Annotated in this window: 18 protein-coding genes; 5 read left to right on the top strand and 13 right to left on the bottom strand. The window is 56.3% G+C overall.

The features are described 5' to 3' along the window. Positions 1 to 6: 6 nt before the first annotated feature. The 5 genes from DWX58_RS09485 to ulaG form a co-directional block, all read right to left on the bottom strand. The gene (locus tag DWX58_RS09485; RefSeq protein ID WP_243093404.1) at positions 7 to 978 is read right to left on the bottom strand and encodes an ABC transporter permease; all 972 of its coding nucleotides are present in this window, start codon (positions 976 to 978) and stop codon (positions 7 to 9) included. Between the two features lie 13 nt (positions 979 to 991). Beyond that, the gene (locus tag DWX58_RS09480) at positions 992 to 1,912 is read right to left on the bottom strand and encodes an ABC transporter permease (protein ID WP_118643296.1); all 921 of its coding nucleotides are present in this window, start codon (positions 1,910 to 1,912) and stop codon (positions 992 to 994) included. A 114-nt stretch (positions 1,913 to 2,026) separates the two neighbouring features. After that, entirely contained in the window at positions 2,027 to 3,670 is a 1,644-nt protein-coding gene (locus DWX58_RS09475) for a peptide ABC transporter substrate-binding protein (RefSeq protein WP_118643294.1), read from the bottom strand. A gap of 392 nt (positions 3,671 to 4,062) precedes the next feature. Further along, the gene (locus tag DWX58_RS09470) at positions 4,063 to 5,706 is read right to left on the bottom strand and encodes a peptide ABC transporter substrate-binding protein (RefSeq protein ID WP_118643292.1); all 1,644 of its coding nucleotides are present in this window, start codon (positions 5,704 to 5,706) and stop codon (positions 4,063 to 4,065) included. A 70-nt stretch (positions 5,707 to 5,776) separates the two neighbouring features. Beyond that, on the bottom strand, positions 5,777 to 6,841 hold the full coding sequence (gene ulaG, locus DWX58_RS09465; RefSeq protein ID WP_118643290.1) for an L-ascorbate 6-phosphate lactonase: 1,065 nt from the start codon (positions 6,839 to 6,841) through the stop codon (positions 5,777 to 5,779). Positions 6,842 to 7,254: 413 nt separating this feature from the next. Here ulaG and DWX58_RS09460 point away from each other — a divergent pair, with 413 nt between their 5' ends. After that, positions 7,255 to 8,088: a DeoR/GlpR family DNA-binding transcription regulator gene (locus DWX58_RS09460; protein WP_118643288.1), complete on the top strand. Its 834-nt coding sequence runs from the start codon at positions 7,255 to 7,257 to the stop codon at positions 8,086 to 8,088. A 115-nt stretch (positions 8,089 to 8,203) separates the two neighbouring features. Here the strand turns inward: DWX58_RS09460 and DWX58_RS09455 are convergent, their stop codons facing one another. Next, positions 8,204 to 9,265, bottom strand: coding sequence for a sugar kinase (locus DWX58_RS09455; RefSeq protein WP_118643286.1), 1,062 nt, complete (start codon positions 9,263 to 9,265; stop codon positions 8,204 to 8,206). Between the two features lie 181 nt (positions 9,266 to 9,446). Here DWX58_RS09455 and DWX58_RS09450 point away from each other — a divergent pair, with 181 nt between their 5' ends. The 3 genes from DWX58_RS09450 to DWX58_RS09440 all read left to right on the top strand — a co-directional run bounded on the left by DWX58_RS09450 (position 9,447) and on the right by DWX58_RS09440 (position 12,393). Continuing rightward, the gene (locus tag DWX58_RS09450) at positions 9,447 to 10,496 is read left to right on the top strand and encodes a hypothetical protein (RefSeq protein WP_118643284.1); all 1,050 of its coding nucleotides are present in this window, start codon (positions 9,447 to 9,449) and stop codon (positions 10,494 to 10,496) included. A gap of 214 nt (positions 10,497 to 10,710) precedes the next feature. Then, positions 10,711 to 11,409, top strand: a complete 699-nt coding sequence (locus DWX58_RS09445; RefSeq protein ID WP_118643282.1) for an L-ribulose-5-phosphate 4-epimerase — start codon at positions 10,711 to 10,713, stop codon at positions 11,407 to 11,409. Between the two features lie 126 nt (positions 11,410 to 11,535). After that, positions 11,536 to 12,393 carry an L-ribulose-5-phosphate 3-epimerase gene (locus tag DWX58_RS09440; protein ID WP_118643280.1) on the top strand — a complete coding sequence of 286 codons (858 nt, stop codon included), beginning with the start codon at positions 11,536 to 11,538 and terminating at the stop codon, positions 12,391 to 12,393. A 200-nt stretch (positions 12,394 to 12,593) separates the two neighbouring features. Here the strand turns inward: DWX58_RS09440 and DWX58_RS09435 are convergent, their stop codons facing one another. From DWX58_RS09435 to DWX58_RS09425, 3 genes are all read right to left on the bottom strand, one after another. After that, a complete protein-coding gene (locus DWX58_RS09435) occupies positions 12,594 to 14,768 on the bottom strand; it encodes a glycogen/starch synthase (protein WP_347559168.1) in 2,175 nt (724 codons plus the stop codon). Between the two features lie 506 nt (positions 14,769 to 15,274). After that, complete coding sequence (locus tag DWX58_RS09430) at positions 15,275 to 15,832, bottom strand: chromate transporter (RefSeq protein WP_118643278.1); 558 nt, start codon at positions 15,830 to 15,832, stop codon at positions 15,275 to 15,277. After that, entirely contained in the window at positions 15,829 to 16,407 is a 579-nt protein-coding gene (locus DWX58_RS09425; protein WP_118643276.1) for a chromate transporter, read from the bottom strand. The genes DWX58_RS09430 and DWX58_RS09425 overlap by 4 nt, the downstream gene beginning before the upstream one ends. Before the next feature lie 108 nt (positions 16,408 to 16,515). On the opposite strand from DWX58_RS09425, the gene DWX58_RS09420 reads away from it, so the two are divergent. Further along, positions 16,516 to 17,403, top strand: coding sequence for a LysR family transcriptional regulator (locus DWX58_RS09420; RefSeq protein WP_118643274.1), 888 nt, complete (start codon positions 16,516 to 16,518; stop codon positions 17,401 to 17,403). Between the two features lie 83 nt (positions 17,404 to 17,486). Here DWX58_RS09420 and DWX58_RS09415 read toward each other — a convergent pair whose 3' ends face one another. The 4 genes from DWX58_RS09415 to DWX58_RS09400 all read right to left on the bottom strand — a co-directional run bounded on the left by DWX58_RS09415 (position 17,487) and on the right by DWX58_RS09400 (position 22,559). Beyond that, positions 17,487 to 18,113: a hypothetical protein gene (locus DWX58_RS09415; RefSeq protein WP_118643272.1), complete on the bottom strand. Its 627-nt coding sequence runs from the start codon at positions 18,111 to 18,113 to the stop codon at positions 17,487 to 17,489. Next, the gene (locus DWX58_RS09410; RefSeq protein WP_243093402.1) at positions 18,097 to 18,714 is read right to left on the bottom strand and encodes a sigma-70 family RNA polymerase sigma factor; all 618 of its coding nucleotides are present in this window, start codon (positions 18,712 to 18,714) and stop codon (positions 18,097 to 18,099) included. Before DWX58_RS09410 ends, DWX58_RS09415 begins: the two co-directional genes overlap by 17 nt. A gap of 85 nt (positions 18,715 to 18,799) precedes the next feature. Further along, on the bottom strand, positions 18,800 to 19,795 hold the full coding sequence (locus DWX58_RS09405) for an S-layer homology domain-containing protein (RefSeq protein ID WP_158579242.1): 996 nt from the start codon (positions 19,793 to 19,795) through the stop codon (positions 18,800 to 18,802). 205 nt (positions 19,796 to 20,000) lie between these two features. Next, positions 20,001 to 22,559: an EAL domain-containing protein gene (locus DWX58_RS09400; RefSeq protein WP_118643268.1), complete on the bottom strand. Its 2,559-nt coding sequence runs from the start codon at positions 22,557 to 22,559 to the stop codon at positions 20,001 to 20,003. Positions 22,560 to 22,753 lie beyond the last annotated feature (194 nt).

Here is a 22,753-nt window from a genome sequence, read left to right as displayed (position 1 = left end):
GACCTCCTACTTGTTCCGCCGGGGATCGAACGCACTGCTCAGTCCGTCACCAATAAAATTCAGGGCAAACATGCTCAGGCAAATTGCCGCCACCGGGAAGAACAGCTGATAGGGATAGGTGGAGACATTGGACAGAGCATCACTGGAGAGCGTGCCCCAGCTGGCCATGGGAATGGCAACGCCGCAACCCACAAAGCTCAGGAAGGCTTCCGAAAACACAGCAGTGGGCACATTCAGCGTGGCGGTAACAATAATGGGACCAACCGAGTTGAGCAGCAGATATTTTACCAGGATCCGCTTTCCGCTTGCGCCCAGGGCCTGTGCTGCCAGGGTAAACTCCTGCTCCTTCAGGGTCAGTACCTGGGAGCGAACGATTCGCGCCATGCTGGCCCAGCTGCTGATTGCTATGGCGGCAATCACCGTACCCAGGCTGCTGCCAAAGACCATGGTGATCAGCAGCACATAAAGCATGGTAGGGATGGAATAGACAATGTCCACAAACCGCATCATGATCTGGTCGGCCCGCCCGCCTATGTAGGCCGCTGTACCGCCGTACAGAGTGCCGATGATCAAATTCAGAAGTGCCGACACAAAGCCCACCGTCAGGCTGATCCGGCCGCCGTAAAGGACCCGAACAAACACATCACGGCCCAGGGCATCCGTACCGAACAGGTGCTCCATAGACGGCCCCTTGTTCATATTTGACAGGTCAATTCCGTCATAGGTCCAAGGGGACACCATAGGGCCAAAAATAATGATCAACACAAATACAGCCAGGAATCCGGCACCAAACATGGCCAATTTGTTTTTCTTGAACTTTCTCCAGGCGTCCTGCAAAAATGTACGGGACTCCATGGCAATAAATTCCCGATCTTTTTCGGTGTCATCCAAATGCTCCAGCAGGTCCGGCGAGATGATAACCGGCTGTTGTTCCAGTTCGGAATTTCGCACTTGGATTGTCTTCACATTGCTTCGCAAGTTACCGTCCCTCCTATTCGTATTTGACCCGCGGATCGATCAGCACATATATCAGATCCACAATGATTCCAATCACGATTACTGTGGTTCCGTAAAAGATGACCATTCCCGTCAATGTGGTATAGTCCCGCATGGTAATGCTGGTAGCCAGCATTTTGCCGATTCCGGGGATGGTAAACATGTTTTCCACCACAAAGCTGCCAATCATCAGGGAAGAAATCAGGGGACCAATGTAAGTAATCACCGGCAGCAGCGCATTTTTCAGCGCATGGAGACACACCACTCTGCCAGTCCGCATTCCTTTGGCCCGGGCCAGCACCACATAATCCTGATTCAACGCATCAATCATGCTGGTTTTGGACAGCTTTGTCAGATGGGCAATGGGATTAAGTGAAAGCGCTATGACCGGAAGGAAATAGCTTTTATAGCTGTCCAATCCGGTAACCGGTACCCATTGAAGCTTTTGCGCAAACACATACATGAGCGCAATGGCGACTACGTAGTTGGGCAGTGAAACACCGATGGTGGACAGCGCGGTACAAAATCGGTCCAGCCCGCTGTCCGGTCTCAGGGATGCACTGATTCCCAAAGCCAGCCCCACCGCCACGGAAAAAATCAAAGCGCAGGTGGCCAAACGGGCGGTGGCGCCGATTCCCCGGCCGATCAAATCGGCCACCGGCGTACCGGTGTACTGAAGCGACTCTCCCAGGTCTCCGTGCAGCAAGTTTGTCATGAATACCGCGTATTGAACGTAAAGGGGTTTATCCAGGCCATATTTCATTTCCAGGTTCCGATATGCCTCTTCCGACATCTCCGCCACATCGGCGTCAAAAGGACCGCCGGGGACGATACGGATCATCAAAAACGCCACGGACGCCAGGATAAAAATGGTCAAAACACCCATCAAAATACGCTTGAGTACGTATTTGACCATCTGGTCGTTTCCTCCTTGATTCTCTAGAAATAAAAATTCGCTGCATACAGTAGGCTGCCGTATACAGCGAATCTGTTTTTTTAGCTTATGAACAGGGAACCGCCCTGTTTTTTGTTAGCCCGCCAAGACGTAAGCGGACTTAAACTCCAGCATGCCGGTGCTGCTGATTCCCACATCCTGAACTGTCGGCTTAATCAGGTACTTCAAACTGGGATAATACAGAGGAATCACTGCGGCATCCTCAATCAGCGTCTGATCCAGCTGGTGATACAGATCAAACCGCTTGCCTACATCGCCTTCTGCCCGGGCCTGATCCAGCAATGCATCGTACTCAGCGTTGGCATAATGAGAGTCATTGTTGCTGTCGGTGCTGCCGTACAGAGCCAAGGGAATAATGGGATCGGAGCAAGTGCTGGATATGGTGTAGCGAGCCACATCAAAATAGCCCTGCTCCTTGCGGTGGGCGACAAAGGCGGAGGAATCCTCAACCTGGATGCTGCAGGTGATGCCCAAATTCTGCTTCCACATGGCGCAGATTGCCTGGGCTACATTCTCATACTCCGTTCCGCTGCTGGTTCCGTAGCTGATCTCCGGGAAGCCCGCGCCGCCAGGATAGCCCGCCTCGGCCAGAAGGGCCTGCGCTTCCTCAACATTTTCCGAGAAATAGGGACCGTGCACATCCACAAAGTACTCGTCGGCACTGTAATCCTTCTCCGTCTTGGGGACGATGCTGTACGCAGGCGTTTCGCCGCCGCCCAGCATATCGCACAGAGCCTGACGATCAATGGCCATGGACAGTGCCTGACGCACACGAGGATCCTGAAGCACATCGCCCTGACAGTCCACCACCAGCCACATGGTAGCAAGTTTGGGCAAATAAGTAGCCTCATCCGTGTACTTCTGGCAGGTTTCGGCCGTGGGCTTGACCGCGATCTGAATATCACCGGTCTCATAGGCAATTTGCTCCACGGAAGACTCGGTAATAAAGCGGATCTCCAGCTCCTCAATAATGATATCGTTCACGCCGTAATAATTCTCGTTCTTCTGCAGAACCATCTTCTCAGCCGGAGTATAGGAAACCATCTTAAAGGGACCATTTCCGATACAGGTCTCAGGCTTCAGAGACCAGGACTCGCCATAGGTCTCCACGATGTCCTGACGCACCGGCAGATAGGAATTACCCGCAAGCAGTTCCTCAAAGCTGATGGAAGGAGCGGAAAGGGTTACGGTAAATACCTTGTCATCCACCTTTTCAATGCCAACCTCGGACGCATCGCACTCACCGCTGTTGTACGCCTGGGCATTCTTGATGCTGTACAGGTTGTGTACATATTTGGCGGCGGTGTTGGGATCCAGCTCCCGCATCCAGGAATAAATGAAGTCGTCCGAGGTGACGGGCTCACCATCGCTCCAATAGATGTCGTCTCTCAGCGTGATGGTATAGGTAAGGCCATCTTCCGATACTTCCACGCTCTTGCCCTGGCCAAGAACCAATTCGCCCTGATCCCAGCAGTACACACCCTCAAACATGTGGGCAACGATTTCTCCTGACTGATCATCCCGAATGGGGTCATAGGAACTGGACTCCACGCAGTTGTACACAATCTTCTGCACCTCTGCCAAGGTGCCCTCGCCAGAGCTGGCACTCCCGGCGCTCCCCTGAGATCCACTGGAGGCAGGTGAACCGCATGCTGCCAGAGAACTTAAGGCTGCCGCGGCCAGGAATACGGCAATCAGTCGCTTCAAATTGGTTTTCATGGACTTTCTTTCCTCCTCATCTTCTCATTTCATTCAATGGGCGCACTATGGTGCCTGCTCGTTCTGTCCCCCTTTCTCAAGCCGTCTCCTAAAGAGACTATGCCTTGCCTGAAAACCGAATACTATCTTTTGGCAGGCCATGGTGGATTCCTAACGAAATGTGAAAAAAGAGGGCACAGTAAAAGCCTCCAGAAACCTCGCTGTTTGATGTTATGAAATGCAAATGCTAACCGGATCCCCATATTTCCTTTGTCCAAGTGTTAAAAGGGCCTCCGGCGGACGATACAGGAGCGCAGAAATTTTCAAGATATAAAAATTCGCTGTATACAGTGGGCTGCCATATACAGCGAATCTGTCTTGTTAGTTTATGAACAGGGGACTAATCCGTTTTTTCAGCCCGCTAAGACGTAAGCAGACTTAAATTCCAGCATGCCGGTGCTGTTGATTCCCACATCCTGAACCGTCGGCTTAATCAAATACTTCAAGCTGGGGTAGTACAGAGGAATCACCGCAGCATCCTCAGTCAGCATCTGATCCAGCTGGTGATACAGATCAAACTTCTTGTCCATGTCACCCTCGGCCCGGGCCTGTTCCAGCAGAGCGTCGTACTCGGGGTTTGCATAGTGGGAGTCATTGGCGCTGTCGGTGCTGCCGTACAGGGCCAGGGGAACGATGGGATCGGAATAGGAACCGGCCATGGTGTAGCGAGCCACATCGAAGTAACCCTGCTCCTTGCGGTGGGAAATAAATGCAGAGGAATCCTCAACCTGGATGTTACAGGTAATGCCCAGATTCTGTTTCCACATGGCGCAGATTGCCTGGGCCACATTCTCATATTCCGTGCCGCTGCTGGTGCCGTAGCTGATCTCCGGGAAGCCCGCGCCGTCGGGGTAGCCTGCCTCGGCCAGAAGGGCCTGGGCCTCCTCGACGCTCTCGGAGAAATAGGGGTCGTACACGTCTACAAAGTACTCGTCGGCACTGTAATCCATCTCGGTCTTGGGTACGATGCTGTAGGCAGGCGTCTCTCCGCCGCCCAGCATATCGCACAGGGCCTGGCGATCAATGGCCATGGACAGTGCCTGACGCACACGGGGATCCTGAAGCACATCATCCTGGCAATCCACCACCAGCCACATGGTAGAAAGCTTGGTCAGATAAGTGGCCTCATCCGAATACTTCTGGCAGGTTTCGGCGGTAGGCTTGACCGCGATCTGAATATCGCCGGTCTCATAGGCAATCTGCTCCACGGAAGACTCGGTGATAAAGCGGATCTCCAGCTCCTCAATGATGATATCGTCGGCTCCGTAGTAATGCTCGTTCTTCTGGAGAACCATCTTCTCAGCCGGAGTATAGGAAACCATCTTAAAGGGACCATTGCCAATGCAGGTCTCAGGACTCAGAGACCAGGACTCGCCATAAGTCTCCACGATGTCCTGACGCACCGGCAGGTAGCACTTAAACGCAAGCAGCTCCTCAAAGCAGACAGAGGGAGCGGAAAGGGTAACGGTAAACACCTTGTCGTCTACCTTTTTAATTCCAACTTCAGAAGCGTCGCACTCACCGCTGTTATAGGCCTGGGCGTTCTCAATGCAGTACAGATTGTTCACGTACTTGGCCGCGGTGTTGGGATCCAGCTCCCGCATCCAGGAATAAATGAAGTCGTCCGAGGTGACGGGCTCACCATCGCTCCAATAGATGTCGTCTCTCAGCGTGATGGTATAGGTAAGGCCATCTTCCGATACTTCCACGCTCTTGCCCTGGCCAAGAACCAGTTCGCCCTGATCCCAGCAATACACGCCCTCAAACATCTGAGCAACCGTCTCTCCGGTCTGCTCATCCCGAATGGGGTCATAGGAGCTGGACTCCACGCAGTTATAAACGATCTTCTGCTCTTCTGCCAGAGTACCGTCACCGGAACTCGTACTGCCGGAACTTCCCTGAGATCCGCTGGAGCTGGGTGAACCGCAGGCTGCCAGAGAACTTAAGGCTGCCGCAGTCAGAAACAAGGCAATCAGCCGCTTCAAATTGGTTTTCATGGACTCTCCTCCTCATCTTTTTTATATTCCTTTGGATCGCTGCGGTACTTCCTCGTCCTACCCCTCCTTTTTACAGGAACGCCGTAAAGGGAAGGTCTGTATCCGTAGCAAAGCAATCATCAAACCCTCTGGGGTAATGATAATACAGTTTGTCTTTGTCCTGCGGATAAGAGAACTTACCACCGACCTGCCAAATAAACGGGGTAAACTGGTATTCCAAACGCTCCTTCTTCATATTGTAAAGAACCATAATTTCTTCCGGATTGGCCTGGAAATTGGACCAAATATCATGATGGAAGGGAATAATGACTTTGGCCCGGAGGGCTTCCGCCATACGCAGAATGTCGGAAGCGGTCATTTTATCGGTAATTCCTCTGGGGTTCTCACCGTAAGATCCCAACGCCACATCAATCTGATGCTCGTTGCCATGCTTGGCATAGTAATTGGAGTAGTGGGAGTCCCCGCTGTGATACAGGCTTCCACCCGGTGTCTTGAAGAGATAATTCACCGCCTTGATGCCCAGATCCTCCGGCAGCTTTCCCTTAAATGTCTCCCCATCGTCAGCGGTAATCAGAGCCGTGCGGTCAAAGGAATCCAACACCACAATCTCCGTGTCTCCAACCGTCAAGGTATCGCCCGGAGCCACGACCCGGCACCGCTCTGCCGGTACGCCCCAGCCAACCCACTTGTCCACACACTTCTGCGGCCCAATAAAGAGAACACTGTCATCGCAGTTCTGCAAAACAGCGGCCGCCACATTGACATCGATATGATCGTTGTGATTGTGGGTGGCTAAAATCGCATCCACCTTTCGGATTGCAAAGGGATCCAGTACGAAAGGCGCCGTCCGAAGGTTGGGCTGAAGCTTTTTGCAGCCGCACATCTTGGCCATTTGATGATTCGCTTTCATATAGGGATTGGCCTGCGTTTTCTTTCCCGCACCGCACCAGAAATCAATGCACAGATTGGTATCACCCGGCGTTTTAAGCCAAATTCCGGTACAGCCTAACCACCACATAGAAAAGGTGTTTTCGGGAACGACTGCGGCCTCAATCTCTTCATTGAGCCATGTCCCCCATTCCGGGAACGTATCCAGAATCCAGGACTCTCTGGTAATTTCATCTACTTTTGCCATTCGTAAATGTTCCTCCTCCCACAGAAAACCGTCTTTTTTCTTATATCATTCATATATTTATATATTTTTCTTATTTTTTCTACTTTATTCTGTGTTGTTTTGTATTATATACTCAATTTACGTGTGTGTCAAGTCGCATCTTTCAATTATCTGTGCAATACGAATCTTTTTCTATCGTTTTACGTCTATTTTATGTTTCATCTCGCCATAGGTTTAGTTTCCCTGCATCGCCTGATTTTCAAGGCTTCAGGCCGTATTGCCAAGTTTTTTCCCAGTGCTGGAATAATTTGTTTGACAAATCTTTTGTTCTTGTTTATGATTAACTTATAGTCTTTTAAGTGCGAATACGGGGCTAGGCACAATGTGTCAGGTGTAGCCAAGTATCTAGAAATAAAAGGAAAGCTGTTGATGTCATGAAAAATTCTCTGCAAAACGTGCAAGCACGGCAGCAACAAATTTTAGAACAGCTCCAGTCCGGAAAGCTGTTATACATCCGAGATTTAAGCCGTCATTTTAACGTCAGCGAAGTGACCATCCGACGTGATCTGAACGCCCTGGAGCATACTGCCCAGCTTAAACGCGTCTTCGGCGGCGTGCGCATGTCCCAGGAGCCTGAGGAGCTTCCGAATTCAGAACCCGAATTGAATCTCTCTTCCCCCGGGCTGTTTTCGCAGCGAATTCTTACCCGGCAGGCACTGCACGCCGAAGAAAAGGACCTGATTTGCAAAAAAGTGGCTACCTTACTGGAAAATGACGAAATTGTGTTCATGAATTCGGGAACCACTGTGCTATACCTTCTGCGTTATGTGGCCAACAAACATCTCCATGTTTTTACCAACAACGCTGCCATCGCGCTGGTAGAGCGTCCCGCTGACGTGGAAATGACCATTACCGGCGGAGAACACTTTGTCCGCACCCAGTCCATGGTGGGCAGTATTGCCAAGGACTCCCTCTCCCGTGTGATTGCCACCTCTTGCATTCTGGGTGTCAGCGGTATTTCTGCTGCCAACGGAATTACTACAACGTTGCATCAGGAGCGTGAAATCAACAATATCATGCTCCACAACTGCGAAGGAAAGCACATTGTAGCCGCAGATCCCAGCAAAATCGGCCGTTCGCACAGCTTTATTACCTGTCCCATTCAGGACATTGATATTCTGGTTACCCTCTCCACAGCAGACGAGGAGGAAATCCGCAAAATTCAGGATTGCGGCGTTCAGGTCATTTTTGCCGATCAGCCCGACTGAACGCATGCCTCCCTCCCCCTTTATTCCCATAACAAAGCCCCCGGCAGGAAGTTTGTGGCTTCCTGCCGGGGGTTCTTATTTTATGCATTAAATCGCCTATCACCACAAAATCGGATTACCGTTTCACCCGAGCACTTCCTCCCCGTGCCAGGGCATATGCCTCTTCCCGACTGACCAGATTCCAGTCGTTCCGTACCGTATGGCTCAGGGCAGAGTATGCGCCTGCAAAGTCGATGATTTCCTGCTCCTCATGCCCTTCCAGGAATCCCCATATAATGGCGGCCGCAAAGCTGTCTCCGCTTCCAATCCGATCCTGGATCTCCACGTTCTCATACTTGGGGGAGAGGAAAAACCCGTTTCTTGTCAGCATACAGGTCTGCCAATCATTGATGCAGGCCGTCTTTACCTGACGCAGTGACGCCCCCATTGCCATCAAATTGGGGTATTTCTGCATAATCTTTTGAGCAAGTTTGCGATAATCCTCCGGGTCCTCACTGAAGTAGTTGTCTTCCCCTTCCTCATTGTGAATTCCCAATACCGCGCCTGCTTCAATTCCAAACAGCACATCCACATAGGGCATCGCCGCCTCGGCGACTTTCCTCGCCTCCTCTATGTCCCAAAGCGTGCTGCGATAGTTCAAATCATAACTGGTGTATGCTCCATTTTCCTTGGCCGCCTTAAGCGCTGCTACCACCTCGTCACCGGTATGTTCCCCCAACGCGGCCACAATGCCGGTGGTATGGAACCACCGGGTGTCCAGCACCCTTTTCCAGTCAATTTCGCCCGGAGCAATCTTGCTTACCGCTGTATGGCCCCGATCGTAAATTTGATAACTGGGTCTGGGACCAATCCCTACTTCCACAAATGCCAAGCCATTGCGCGTGCGGCCAATGTTGTCAAAGGGTTCGACCACTACATTGCTCATGTCCACGCCATACATCTGGGCACGGTTTACAATGTATTGCCCGGTCCAGTTGTCCACCAGCTTTGTGATGTAAGCGGTGCGGAGTCGGGGAATCAGTCGTTCCACGCTCATATTTGAAATATTAACGCAACAATTCAGCTCCGCAGCCGCAATTCCAAGCTGTAAGGTATCTCCCTGCCCTAACCGGTCATGATCCGGGGGGGTAAACCGAATATTGGGCTCACCGAAACTCATAAAATCATATTTTTTCATGTAATACGCCTCATTCCGCCCATTTTTATGCCCGTTTTCTTGGATTATAGCATATGTTAGTTTTAATTGTCAATAAACTATCATTACTCTTTCATATTTTGTGTTTTTTCAGTTTTTACGACTTGACATTTTCATGTTTCGGACATATAATTAACGCGTTATTTGGACAGGAGTGATCGTTATGAACATTGAGAAAAAACTTGTCACCCATTTGACAAAATGCTACTGTCTGGCTCCCCTTCGCTATCGTGACAAACTGCACTATTTGGTGGCCTCGGAAAAAAATTATTCGTGTCTGCTGGTGGATACCCACGGCAATGTGGAGGAGGAAATTTGGTCAGAACCCGGCGGCACCATGTCTATGGTGTGGATTCCCGGAACCGACGGAAAATTCCTGGCAACCCACCGCATGTATTCTCCCAATGACTCCAAGCAGGCCAGCATTGTATTGGTAGAGCCGCCTGAACACCCTGGTCCCTGGAAGGTAACAACTCTGGCTGAACTGCCTCATGTGCACCGGTTTGATCTTCTGACTCGTAACGGCGTGCAATACCTTTTGGCATGCACCCTCTGTTCAGGGAGAGATTACAAAGATGACTGGACGCACCCGGGCAAGGTCTACGCCGCTGCGCTTTCTCCCGACTTCCCTCAGTCTGTTCAGTCCCCTCTTGCTCTGACGGTCCTCAAAGACAACCTTACCCAAAATCACGGCTATTGCCGTGTCAAGCTGGAGAATACCGAAGCCGGTCTGGTCACCGCCGACAGCGGCGTCTATTTGTTTATCCCCCCCGAGTCTCCTCAGGGGCAATGGACCATTCGGCAGCTTCTGGACAAGCCCATCAGTGACGCTCTCCTGGTTGACCTGGACCACGACGGGCTGCCTGAGCTTGTAACGTTGGAGCCCTTTCACGGCGATTTTGTTTCGGTCTATCACGATTCTCCCAATGGCTATCAGCAAGTCTACGCGCTGGATCGTCCCTTCCAGTTTGGGCACGCCATTTGCTGTGCGCAGCTGAACGGGCTGGACTGTGCGGTTCTGGGCGCCCGCAAAGGTGAGCGGGATCTTCTGGCCCTGTACCACAAGGGCCCGGAGCCCGGAGATTACGCCTATACGGTGATCGACCATGACGTCGGCGCTGCAAATGTTCTCTATGACCGGGTCGACGGGAAGGATATTCTCCTCTCTGCCAACCGTGAAATTGACGAGGTCGCATATTATATCATCCACTGAGCCGGCAGGTCCTTGCCCCGGTTCCTCGACCTTTTATTTCTTAATAAAAAGCGAGGCAGCCATCAGGATCATATCCCGTCTGCCTCGCTTTTGTTATGAACTAAAACGATCACCCGCTTCCGTATATCCCCCAGTTTATCCACTTTCTGAGCTGGTTCTGCTTATTCCCTATGTGCGGGACCATCTGCAGGAAAAATTAAAGGAGTGAACATCTATGTTGGAAGAACTGAAACAGCAGGTGCTGGAAGCAAATCTTCAGCTGCCCGCCCTTGGTCTGGTTACCTTTACCTGGGGCAACGTCTCCGGAATTGACCGTGAACAGGGGTTAATGGTGATCAAGCCTTCCGGCGTGGAATATGAACAACTTACGGCGCAGGATATGGTGGTGGTTTCCCTGGAGACGGGCAAACGAGTGGAGGGACATTTAAATCCGTCCTCAGATACCGACACACACCTTGAGTTATACCGCAATTTCCCTCAGATCGGTGGTATCGTACATACCCACAGCGAATGGGCCACCACGTTTTCCCAAATTGGCGTGGGGATCCCCGCCCTCGGCACAACCCATGCGGACTACTTCTATGGGGAAATCCCCTGTACCCGCCCCATGAGGCCCGAAGAAATTCAGGGTTCCTACGAATGGGAGACCGGAAAAGTCATTGTGGAGCGTTTCTCCGACCTGGATCCCAACCAGATGCCCGCCGTTCTGGTCTATGGGCATGGCCCCTTTGCCTGGGGAACCTCCCCTTCTGACGCCGTCCATAACGCAGCAGTTCTGGAAACCTGCGCCAGGATTGCATGGCATACGCTGTCCTTCCCCCACTTCCAGCGTCCGCCCCACATGCAGCAGGAGCTTTTGGACAAGCACTATTTGCGCAAGCATGGAGCCCACGCTTATTACGGCCAGCGATAATCCCCGAAAATCTGCAGCATAGCGCGGCCGTGCTGTCTGTCCTGACACGGTGCCGATATGCCCCGCGCTCACCACAGCCTGTCTCATCCGAACCGGAACCATATTTTTATCATGGAGGGTCCGCTTATGCCATGTTATTCCCTGGGGCTTTATGAGAAAAGCATGCCCAATACCCTTTCCCTTCGCGAAAAGCTGGAGGCAGCCAAGCAAGCAGGTTTTGATTATCTGGAGCTGTCCATCGATGAAAGCCCGGAAAAGCTGAGCCGTCTGGATTGGACTCCAGAGGAGTTGCATCGTCTCTGGCTGGACCAGCAGCAAACCGGGGTGCCCATCCGTTCCATCTGCCTGTCCGGACACCGCAGCTTTCCTATGGGGCATCCGGATCCGGAAATCCGGCAAAAGAGCCAGGAAATTTTGGAAAAGGCTGTGGATCTGGCCTCCGCCCTTGGAATCCGGCTGATTCAGCTGGCGGGGTATGACGTCTATTATGAGCCCTCCACACCCCAGACCAGGCAGTTCTTTGCCCAGGGGCTCCGCACAGCGGTGGCATATGCGGCCCGCCGCGGAGTTATGCTGGGATTTGAAACCATGGAAACCCAGTTTATGAACACCGTCCAGAAGGCCATGTTCTGGGTGGATGAAATCCGCTCCCCATACCTTCAGATTTATCCCGATATGGGGAACCTCACCAACGCGGCTGTGCTGTACCAGTACGACGTCTGCCAGGATATTGCTCTGGGCCGCGGACATTTTGCCGCCGCCCATTTAAAAGAAACCCGTCCCGGCGTGTTCCGGGAGGTTCCCTTCGGCGAGGGCCACGTGGATTTTCCCACGGTAGCCCGCTGTTGTCTGGAGCTGGGCGTCCGGCAATTTGTAGGCGAGTTCTGGTATGCGCCGGAAGGAGACTGGAAGCAGATTCTGGCCGACAACAACCGGTTCCTCCGCAGCGCCCTGGATGCCGCCGTAAAAGACATCGCTCTCTGAGCGAGTCCCCTTCCGCCTTTTATGGGCGGGCATTGTCTGTTTGATTTTCCCTCCTTTCCTATAAAGCAGGCCAGGCAGAAACAGATTCTGCCTGGCCTGCTTTTTTGGTGCAAAGAAACGCCTGTGCAGCCCCAAGGCTGCACAGGCGTTTTCTGTTTCTTATGATTGTCTGGCATCTGCCCGGTCAAGCGGCCGGCCGCTTACCACTGGGTGAGCTCCAGGTAGAGGTCCTTGTACTGTCTTGCGGACAGCTCCCAGGACACGTCCTTATCCATATCCCGCTGGACCACCTCATCCCAGTGGTAGCGGTTATCAAAGTAGAGGGTCTTGGCCCGGTTGATGGCACCCAGCAGCAGGCCCGCGTCGTAGCGGTCGAAGGTAAAGCCGTTGCCGTCACCGGTGAACTCGTTGTAGGGCTCCACGGTGTCCTTCAGGCCGCCGGTCTCCCGGACGATGGGCAGGGTGCCGTAGTGCATGGCGTTGAGCTGGGTCAGGCCGCAGGGCTCAAAGCGGGAGGGCACCAGCAGGGCATCGGCGCCGGCGTAGATGCGGTGGGCCCGGGCCTCGTCATACTGGATGCAGGCGCTGAAAGTGCCCTTGTAGGCGTCCTCATAGAACCGGAAGGCGTCCTCATACCGCTTGTCGCCGGTGCCCAGCACCACCATCTGGGTGTTGCCGTCCAGAATCTGGGGGACAATGGCGTTGACCAGGTCCAGACCCTTCTGGTCGGTGAGCCGGGAAACAAGGCCGATGACGAACTTGTCCGTATTCTCCTCCAAGCCAAGCTCCTTCTGCAGCGCCAGCTTATTGGCCATCTTGTGGTCCAGCACGTTGCCCAGGCCGTAGTTCTCCGCCAGAGCGGGGTCGGTCTCCGGGTTCCACATGCCGTAGTCAATGCCGTTCACAATGCCGCGGAGCTTGCCGCTGTGGTAACGCAGGTGGTCCTCCAGGCCCTCGCCGTACTCGCTGGTCTGAATTTCTCCGGCGTAGGTGCCGCTGACGGTGGTGATGCGGTCGGCATAGGCCAGGCCGCCCTTGAGCATGTTGGCGTCCACCCAGTTCTGCTGCAGAGCGCCCATGCCGAAAACCTCCCGGGGCAGGCCGGACCAGTACTGGATGGTGGGGATGTTGTAGACGCCCTGGAAGCGCAGGTTGTGAATGGTGAGGATGGACTTGGCGCGGCCCACCGGGGTATCCCGGAACAGGGTGCGCAGATAGACGGGCACCAAAGCCGCCTGCCAGTCGTGGCAGTGGACAATGTCGGGAATCCAGTTCATGTAGTTCAGGGCCGCCAGAGCTGCCTTGCTGAAGAAGCAGTACTTGGGGATGTCATCCACCAGGTTGGTGTAGGGATTACCGGAGGTGAAGAACTCCTGGTTGTCAATGAAGTCGTACACCACGCCGTCCCAGATGTACTCCATGATGCCCACATAGTAGTTGCGGCCGGTCTTGCCCAGGTCCATGTAGAACTCGCCCCGGTAGACCATCTTGTCCTGGTACTCCTTGGGGATGCAGGCGTAGCGGGGCAGAATCACACGCACGTCACAGTTGAGCCGGGCCAGCTCCCGGGGCAGGGCGTACATCACGTCACCCAGGCCGCCCGTCTTCACAAAGGGGTGGCACTCCGAGCCGATGAAGGCAATGCTCCGGCGGGGCAGGTTGGACACCTCATTCACGGGAGCGGACTCCTCCACAGGGGCGGTCTCCTCCACGGTGACGACAGGCTCGTCCTTCTTCTCCTCGGGCTCCGCCTTCTTGGCCGAAGCACGCTTCTTGCCGGAAGTCCCGGCCTTCTTCGCACCAGAGGCGGTCTTCTCTGCGGACGCAGTCTTTTTCTTCCCCGTCTCATTCTTGCCTTCCGCAGGGGCAGCGACAGCTTCCTTGGCGGGCTCCGCCTTGACCTCCACAGGGGCGACGGCTTCCTTTGCAGGCTCGGCCTTGACCTCCACGGGGATGGCGGCTTCCTTTACAGGCTCTGCCTTCTTCTCCACGGGGGCAGCAGCTTCCTTCACAGGCTCAACCTTCTTCTCCACAGGGGCAGCAGTTTCCTTCACAGGCTCGGCCTTGAGCTCCACGGGGGCGGCGACCTTCTCCTCCGTCGCGGGAGCCGCTTTTGTTCCAGCGGTGGTTCTCTTTGCGGTGGTCTTCTTTCCGGCTGCAGTCTTCTTGGAGGCAGCAGCGGTCTTTTTCCGGGCCGCAGTTGTTTTCTTCTCCGTGCCCGCCGTCTTTTCCTCTGCGGGCGCAGCCTTCTTCTCCACGGCGGCAGGTACAGCCGCTTTCTCCGACAGGACATTCACGGCGGCGGGGGTCTTCTCCTCCACTGGCGCTGTCTCCGCTCCTGCGGGCTTCTTAGACACTGTTTTCTCCCGTGCCATATTCAATCTTCCTTTCCCTTATTTATCATCACAGGGTCCGGCCGCCATCAGGGCATGCGGCCGAAACACAGCGGTGTAGCTTAGTACCAATAAAAGTATAACACACAAATGCAAGTCCGGCTGTATTTTTTGCAGGAATTCTGGCAGTCTTTTAATTTTTCCCGTCGCAGGAAACCGGGCTGCCCCCAAGTTTTTCCAGACAGAGCCAAAGAAGGAACCCAATACTTGACAGCATCCGGTCCCTTCTTTTTCGTTACGGTGCAGGGATACTGTCCTGCGGTCCCCTTCTGCTCCCCAGGAACTGAGGGCGTCACGCAATTATGGACAGCCCACGTTTCCGCGCAAGGCCCACATGCTGGTCATTTTTCTGCAAAGCCTGGTTTCCTTCGCTCCACCGTATAAATTCCGTTTTTTCACGCAGAGAAGCCCCGTTCCCAACGGGAACGGGGCTTTCATTCGGTTCGGCTATGTCGATTTGGTCCGGGCAGGTCGCCTGGCGCTTCTTTTTACAGCAGCAGCCCCACCAGCAGGTTGCCCACGCCGCACAGGGCCATCACCAGGATAGGATTCCACTTCAGCAGGCGCAGCACTCCAAAGGCGGCGGCAAAAAGCAGGATTCCCACCCAGTTGGCGTTGGCCAGGGCCATCTCTCCGCCGCCGAAGGCCACCTGGAGGAGGATGGACAGTCCCGCTCCGGCGATGAGGGCCACCACCGCCGGACGCAGGCTGGCCAGGACACTTTGGAGCAGAGAGAGATTCTTGTACCGGTAGTAGACAAAGGCCAGCAGGGACACCAGGAACAGGGAGGGGAAAATACACCCCAGGGTGGCGATCAGCGCCCCAGGCAGCCCGGCGATGCGGATACCTACAAAGGTGGCCGAGTTGATGGCGATGGGGCCGGGGGTCATTTCGGCGATGGTAACCAGGTCGGTGAACTCGCTCATGGTCAGCCAGCCGTGGATCTGAACGGTCTGAGCTTGGATGAGGGGCATGGCGGCATAGCCGCCCCCGACGGAAAAGAGGCCGATCTGGAGGAAGCTCCAGAAAAGCTGTGCGTAGATCATTGGACTTCCCCTCCCTTCTTCCGCTGGAGCAGGGCCAGCACCACGCCCAGCAGGGCGGCGGCCAGAATGATATAGATTACGTTGACGCCATAGACAAAGGTGGCCACAAAGGCGGCGGCCATTACCAACAGGTGGATGGGAGATTTGGTCTTTACCACGCCGGCCCCCAGCCCCCACACCACATCCAGAATCACCGCGGCCACTCCCGCCTGCATGCCCTTCAGCACCAGGGCCACATAGGGGTTGGCGGCAAAGGCGGCGTAAAAGAGGGAGATCACCGACAAAATGGTGATGGGGGGCAGCACAGTACCCGCCACCGCCACCAACATTCCGGCGAAGCCTCCCACCCGCCAGCCCACCAGGATGGCGGCGTTGACTGCGATGGCCCCGGGAGAGGACTGGGCCATGGCAGTGAGATCCAGCATCTCCTGCTCGTCAATCCAACCCAGCTCATCCACGAACTTCCGCTTCATAAAGGTGATAATCACAAAGCCGCCTCCAAAGGTGAAGGCACTGATATACAGCATACTGAAAAATAATTTCAGCAAAACACCCGGTTTTTTCTCCTTTGCCATAGCCTTCCGCTCCTTTCCCTGCTATTATATCCGTAGAAGATCAATAAGTAAAATGCTATCTTTTTATTTAATCAATAGCAAAAATAGCATGGATAGGAGGACGGCCCCATGACCCTTCGCCACATGAAGATTTTTCTCACCGTCTACCAGACTCAGCACATGACCCAGGCCGCCCGGCAGCTGTGCATGACCCAGCCCGCCGTCACCCGCGCCATTCAGGAAATCGAGTCCTATTACGGCATCCGCCTGTTCGAGCGCATGAACCGCAGGCTCTACGTCACCGAGATGGGCAACGTGTTTTATTCCTATGCGGTACACATTGTGGACTCCTTCGACCAGATGGAGAAGGGGCTGCGGGACTGGGACAAGCTGGGGCTTCTCCGTGTCGGGGCCACGGTGGCCATCGGAAACAGCCTGCTGCCCCAGGCCCTGGTGCAGTTTCAGAAGACCCACCCTGAGCTGCAGGTCCGCTCCACCATCTCCAACGGCACCGTGCTGCAGCAGGCCCTTCTGGACAATGAGCTGGACTTTGCCATCATCGAAGGGGGCATTCTCCATGACCAGCTGGACCGTCAGGCCATCGGGCCCGACCGGCTGGTGCTGATTCTGCCTCCCGACGACCCCAGAGTCCGGCAGGAGCACCTGGAGCTGAAGGAGCTCACCGGAGACTCCTTCCTGCTCCGGGATCGTGGCAGCATGGGCCGCGCCTTTTTGGAGCACGTGTTTGCCTCCCACGACTTGCCCCTGACCCCCGCCATGGAGAGCATCAGCACCCAGGCCATCATCCGGGCGGTGCACCTGGGGCTGGGGATCTCCTTCCTGCCGGAGCGGCTGGTGGCCGACGCCATCCGCTCCGGTATGGTGGCCGCCCGGGAGGTGGATGACGAGCCCTTTGTCCGGGACAACTACATCGTATGGCACAAGCAGAAATTTCTCACCGACTCGGCCCGTGCCCTGATGGACTGCTTTGATCAATTGAGCCGCTCGTCAGACTGAGCCGCCCACACTCCACAGACACGAAACGGCCCCGGCACGCGCTGGTTTTGCGCGCGCCGGGGTCGGATATCTTTTCAAAGGGTTCAGCCAATGGACTCCAGAAGGGCGGTCCACTCCTCCGCCGGGTAGGCTGCGGTGGACTGGAGGGAGCAGCCATAGGACGCCTCCTGCCAGAGGGCCAGGCGGTACGCCCCCTCCTCCCCCTTCAGGGTGACGGTGCCCCAGGGGAGCTCCAGCACCAGTGTGTCGGGATAGGCGGTATAGTCCCCCGAGGGGTCCCCGCCCTCCGCGGTTTTCCGGAAGGTGAGGCTCTGCTCCTCTCCCTTATACTGAACTTCCGCCATGGTTCCGCCGTAGGCGGTGTACCGGATTTCCGTGACGGAGAAGGGCACCTCCTCCACCTCCTCCACCGGAAAGCCCACCAACTGGGAAAGCTCCTGGAGGGAGGCAGCCTCCCGGCGGTCCAGAATGCCGGTCTGTACCCCGGAGGAGTTGTCCCCCTGCACCAGCTGAGAGAGCCTGGGCAGGGCAGCGGTGCCGGCCAGCAGCAGCGCCAGGCAGGCGGCAGCAGCCAGCATGGGCACGAAGGGGCGGCGGGGCCTGCTCACCGACGGGGAGCTCGTCCCCCCCCGAAGGTTGTGGAGAATCCGTTCGCGCATCTCATCCGTCACGGCAATGTGGTCCATAATCTCCTTATATGCCTCCCTCAACGTCATACCCCTCCTTCAAAATGGTCTTCAGCTTGCCCCGCCCCCGCATCAGGTGGGAGCGGACGGTGGACTCCTTCTGCTGCAAAACGGCGGCGATCTGGGCGGTGGAGAGGCCCTCATAGTAAAAGAGGTGGATGACCTCCCGGTATTTCACCGGCAGCTCCTTCACCGCCTCCCATACAAAGGAGAGGTCCTCCCTCTGCTCCGCCGCCAGGGTCTCCTTCAGCTCGTCCGTGCTGCGCACCTTGTTGTAGGCGATGCGATTTTTGCTCAGATTGGCCGCCACCCGCAAAAGCCAGGCCTTTTCATGGGCCTTGTTTTCAAAGGCAGGCCCCTTGTTCCAATATTGGATCAGTGTATCCTGCAAAACCTCCTCCGCATCGTCCAGGTTGTGGAGATAGGAGTAGGCCAGGCGCAGGATCTGGTTTCCATAGGTATCCAGCAGCACTTCGGCCTTCCGGTTCCGCGCCTCCTGTTCCAGGGCTGCGGCAGCCTTCCGGGGCTCCCCGGCCATGGCCGCCTCCAGTACCGCCGCGGCCTTTATCCACAGGCGCAGCAGTGCCCGCCGCCAGCGGACCGGCCCGCTCCATTCCGCGGGCATATCATACATCCCGTTCACCAACACGCCATCGGTTCTCCTTTATATGGCGGGGCCGCGCCGGTTTCCTCCGGGCGGCCCCGCTGGATTACTGCATCTGGGACAGGATGGCGTACATCCCATCCCGGTCCAGACCGTCTTCGGCCCGGACGGCATAGGTGTAGCCGCCGTCCAGCCAGGTGGCGGTCATAAACATGCCGTCATTTCCCTTCAGGGTCACCGTGCGGCCGTTCCACTCCTGAACATCGATCTGGGCGTAGTGGTTGTAGTCCCCGCTGATGTCCTGATCGCCCACGGCCTTACGCAGGGTGACGGGCCCGGCCTCCAGCTGGCAGAGCACCTCAATCATATCATCTTCCACGGCCCGGATGGCCACAGGCTCCGCTCCCTGGGGAAGCTCCATGGAAAAGCCGGCCACCTGGGCGGCCTCCTCCATGGTCTTGCACTCCAGGAAGGGATTGGCAATTTCCGTCTGCTCCACCGCGCTGAAATACTGCTGGAGCATGGGGTTGGCCTCGCTGTGGGTCACGCCGCTGTCGGGGGCAAACTGATTGTCTCCGGTCTCTCCCATGACGTCCTTCATGGTGACCCAGCACACCGCCTCATAGGCAAAGGAGCTGACCTCACCCGCATCGGCGTAGGGAAGGGGGACGGCCCAGGCGCCGGTGAAGCCCTGGTCCTTGCTCTGGGCGTACCGATAGAGAATCACTGCCATCTGCTCCCGGGTGACCATGTCGTCCGGCCCGAAGGTCCCGTCGCCGTAGCCGCAGGCAATACCCTGGCTGGTGGCCCAGCGGACCGCCTCGGCGTATTCCGCCTCCTGGTCCACATCGGTGTAGCGCATGGCAAAGTTGACGCTGGGCTTTCCCTCCTGCTCGTGGAGGACCGAAACCAGCTCCGCCCGGGTGAGCAGATGCTCGTCGGCGGCCAGGGGCAGATTCAGAGCGGGGGCCTCTGCAATCAGGGGTTTGAGATCTGCCTCCCCCTGCCGGGCGGAAATCGCCTCCGCTGCGAGGGCGGGGAGTACCATGGTGCCGGCCAGTGCCAGGGAAAACATCGCCGTTAATGTCTTTTTCTTCAACATTGTCATCATCCTTCTTTCCTTGTATGCAGGCGTTTTGCTTTCTGTGACACTTACTATACAGCCGGCTCCCCGGTTTTGTTGCAGCCGGGCATCTGTTTTTTCAAAATTGTGCCCCGGGCAAACAAACCGCCATCCCAAGGCGCGCGCTTTGAGATGGCGGTATTTGCGTTCAGCAGTCCCTGCTTCTCCGGGCAATGGGGCAGGATTACTCCTGCCACTCCTTTCGCTCACGCCGGAAGCGGGCCGTCATAAAGCTGGCCAGCACCCGGGCCTGGGTGTCGTCCTGGATGGCGTAGCGGGGGTTGTCCACTCCAATGAAGCCCGCCACCTGTCCGCCCAGCATCAGCGGGACAGAGAGCACGCGCTGAATGCCCTGACTGTCCAGGATTTCCCACTCCAGAGGGTACTTTTTCCGCAGGGGTTCCAGATTGTACAGGATCACCGAGCCCTTGTTCCGGAACACTTCCAGCCACCGCGCCACTGCCTCCGGCGGCACCTGCTGCAAATTGTCCTTCTGGGGGATCACCCCCGGCGCGCACCACTCAAAGGTGTTGTTCCAGCACCCGCGCCCCTCCGGGGCGGTCTCAAACAGATAGGCCCGGTCGGCCTTATAAAATTCTCCCATGGCCGCCAGCACCGCTTCCACCGCCTGGTGCCAGTGTTTCTGCCGGCTGAGCAGATCCACATAGCCCACAATGTGATCGGCAAATTCCAGCCGCTCCCGGGTGTGTCGGCTGACGTATTCCTTCTTGGTGATGTCCATGGCCACCTGGAGGCGGAGGGTTCTGTCCCCCACGTCCAGCAGCTTGTCCTTCAGCAGGAAATGACGGCCGCAGTACTCAATGCTGTCCTCCCAGACGTAGAAGGAGTCGTGGCGCAGGGTTCCGTTGGGACAGAAGTCACAGGGGGTGTCTTTTCCCCGCAGGGCCTGATAGCAGGTCTTTCCCCGGTAATTCCGAATGCCGAACATCCGCTGGGCCGCCGGGTTGAGGTAACAGAGCTCGTAGGTCCGGACGTCGCACAGGGAAATGGCGTCCTCCGTTTTTTCCAGAATGGTCCGCTCCAGCACCAGGGGCGCACTCTTCTTTTCGCCGATGGGACACGGACTCTCCCCCACCTGGCGGCACCGTGCCAGCAGGTCCTGCTGCAGCCCCTCCGGGTCAAACGCCTCCGGTGGGACGGGACGGGAAAAGAAGAAGCCCTGGTACAGGCTGGGCTGGAGGGACTCCAGCACCGCCAGCTCCTCCCTGGTCTCCACCCCTTCGCAGCACACCCGGAGGCTTCCGCCCCGGGCCAGCTCAATGATGTTGGACAGCAGGCGCAGGTTGTAGGCGCTGTGCTGGATGTCCCGGACGAAACAGCGGTCAATTTTGATCTCATCAATGGCCAATTCCTTCAGCCAGCCCAGGCTGGAATAGCCGGTGCCGAAGTCGTCCACCGAGATCTCCACCCCCGCCTGTTTCCAGGCGCTGAAAATGGTGTTGAGGTAGGTGTACTCCCGCAGCTCGCTGCCCTCGGTCACCTCAATGGTCAGGGCATCCCCCGGCACGTCCTTCTCCCGCAGGGCCGACAGCACCTCGTCCTGAATCTCCGGGCGGCGCAGCTGCACATAGGACATGTTGACACTCACCCGGAACCCGGGAATCTTCCGCCGCCACGTCCGGCACTGCTCCAGCGCGGTTTCCAGCACCCACTGCCCCACCGGCACAATCAGGCCGGTGCGCTCCAGGATGGGCACAAACTCCGCCGGAGGCACCGCCCCCCGCCGCGGGGAGACAAACTGGAGCAGGGCCTCGGCTCCGGTCAGCTGGAAGGTCTCGGACCGGACCTGGGGCTGATAACGGACGGAAAAGCCGGCAAGCTGATTCTTGACCGCCGCCTCCAGGTCCATCTGCAGCTCAATGGCGCTTAATTTCCGCTCGTAATCCTGGGGGTTGAAGAAGGCCAGGGGCTTCTCCGCCGTCAGCTTGGCCGTATCCAGGGCGTTCTCTGCATAGTGGATGAGAAGCTCGCTGTCCGGGACCTGATACTCCTGCAGGGATACGCAGCCCCCCGACAGGCTGCACTGTCCCTGCATGCACTGCTGAAGGCGATGGAAGTAGGCCTCAACGCCCTCTCGGTCCACCCCGGCGGCCAGGGTGCAAAAGCAGCTTCCACTGCTGCGGAAGGGGCGGGAGAAGCGGCCGTCTCCCTCCTCCATGGCGTCCGCCAGGGCCTGGAGCACTCCGTCTCCAAACTCCCGGCCGTATTTCAGGTTGATCTGGCTGAGGTGGTTCACATCCACCATCAGCAGATAGCCCTCCTGTCCCCGACTGTGAACATCCCGAAGGGTCTGCATCAGCTCCGCCTGCCGGCCGCCCCTGCCGTCCCCCTCCCGACCGTTGATCTCCACCATGGAGCCCAGATAGTACTTGGGATTGCCCGAACGGTCAAAGGTGCAGGTTCCGCTGCTGCTCACCCACACCAGCTGCCCCCAGCGGTTCCGAAGGCGGTAGTTGAAGCTGTACCGCTCCCACGACTTTTCAAAGACATCCTTCACATACCGCCGCAGCCGCTGCCGGTCATCCTCATAAATGGCCTGGTACCACTGCTCCAGAGAGTAGGACTTGTGGACATTCTCCCCCAGAAGTGCATCGATGTTGTCGGAAAAATAAAAGGTCTTCTCCCCAAAGTGGTAGAGCTGGTAGCACATCCCCGTGCTGTTTCCAAATCTGTTCAGCACCTGCTGGCGCAGCGTACGATCTTCCCACACAAACTCATCCATGCCGCTTCTCGTCCTCTTCTTCCTACCGGGCCCGCGCCCTGCTTTGCAGAGCGGCCAGCCGGCTTTATTCTTCCGATTTTTCACGCTAAATCACTGGCTATTATACCGTTTTCCCCCGAGAGATTCAAGTTAAGTTCCACAGCGGGACTTTTGCGATTTCACCCCCGCGCCGCAAAAATGAAGCAGGCCTTCGG

It is taken from the genome of Pseudoflavonifractor sp. AF19-9AC, from assembly GCF_003478995.1.
Classification (GTDB): domain Bacteria; phylum Bacillota; class Clostridia; order Oscillospirales; family Oscillospiraceae; genus Lawsonibacter.
Note: the sequence above shows the minus strand (reverse complement) of the source record. Positions and strands in the feature narration are given on the sequence as shown.

Coding starts and splice junctions, on each gene's coding strand:
- DWX58_RS09470 (WP_118643292.1), bottom strand. CDS start 5,706: ATGAAAACCAATTTGAAGCGGCTGATTGCCTTGTTTCTGACTGCGGCA.
- DWX58_RS09480 (WP_118643296.1), bottom strand. CDS start 1,912: ATGGTCAAATACGTACTCAAGCGTATTTTGATGGGTGTTTTGACCATT.
- DWX58_RS09405 (WP_158579242.1), bottom strand. CDS start 19,795: ATGTTGAAGAAAAAGACATTAACGGCGATGTTTTCCCTGGCACTGGCC.
- DWX58_RS09450 (WP_118643284.1), top strand. CDS start 9,447: ATGAACATTGAGAAAAAACTTGTCACCCATTTGACAAAATGCTACTGT.
- DWX58_RS09410 (WP_243093402.1), bottom strand. CDS start 18,714: ATGCCCGCGGAATGGAGCGGGCCGGTCCGCTGGCGGCGGGCACTGCTG.
- ulaG (WP_118643290.1), bottom strand. CDS start 6,841: ATGGCAAAAGTAGATGAAATTACCAGAGAGTCCTGGATTCTGGATACG.
- DWX58_RS09475 (WP_118643294.1), bottom strand. CDS start 3,670: ATGAAAACCAATTTGAAGCGACTGATTGCCGTATTCCTGGCCGCGGCA.
- DWX58_RS09430 (WP_118643278.1), bottom strand. CDS start 15,832: ATGATCTACGCACAGCTTTTCTGGAGCTTCCTCCAGATCGGCCTCTTT.
- DWX58_RS09400 (WP_118643268.1), bottom strand. CDS start 22,559: ATGGATGAGTTTGTGTGGGAAGATCGTACGCTGCGCCAGCAGGTGCTG.
- DWX58_RS09440 (WP_118643280.1), top strand. CDS start 11,536: ATGCCATGTTATTCCCTGGGGCTTTATGAGAAAAGCATGCCCAATACC.
- DWX58_RS09435 (WP_347559168.1), bottom strand. CDS start 14,768: ATGGCACGGGAGAAAACAGTGTCTAAGAAGCCCGCAGGAGCGGAGACA.
- DWX58_RS09425 (WP_118643276.1), bottom strand. CDS start 16,407: ATGGCAAAGGAGAAAAAACCGGGTGTTTTGCTGAAATTATTTTTCAGT.
- DWX58_RS09455 (WP_118643286.1), bottom strand. CDS start 9,265: ATGAAAAAATATGATTTTATGAGTTTCGGTGAGCCCAATATTCGGTTT.
- DWX58_RS09460 (WP_118643288.1), top strand. CDS start 7,255: ATGAAAAATTCTCTGCAAAACGTGCAAGCACGGCAGCAACAAATTTTA.
- DWX58_RS09445 (WP_118643282.1), top strand. CDS start 10,711: ATGTTGGAAGAACTGAAACAGCAGGTGCTGGAAGCAAATCTTCAGCTG.
- DWX58_RS09420 (WP_118643274.1), top strand. CDS start 16,516: ATGACCCTTCGCCACATGAAGATTTTTCTCACCGTCTACCAGACTCAG.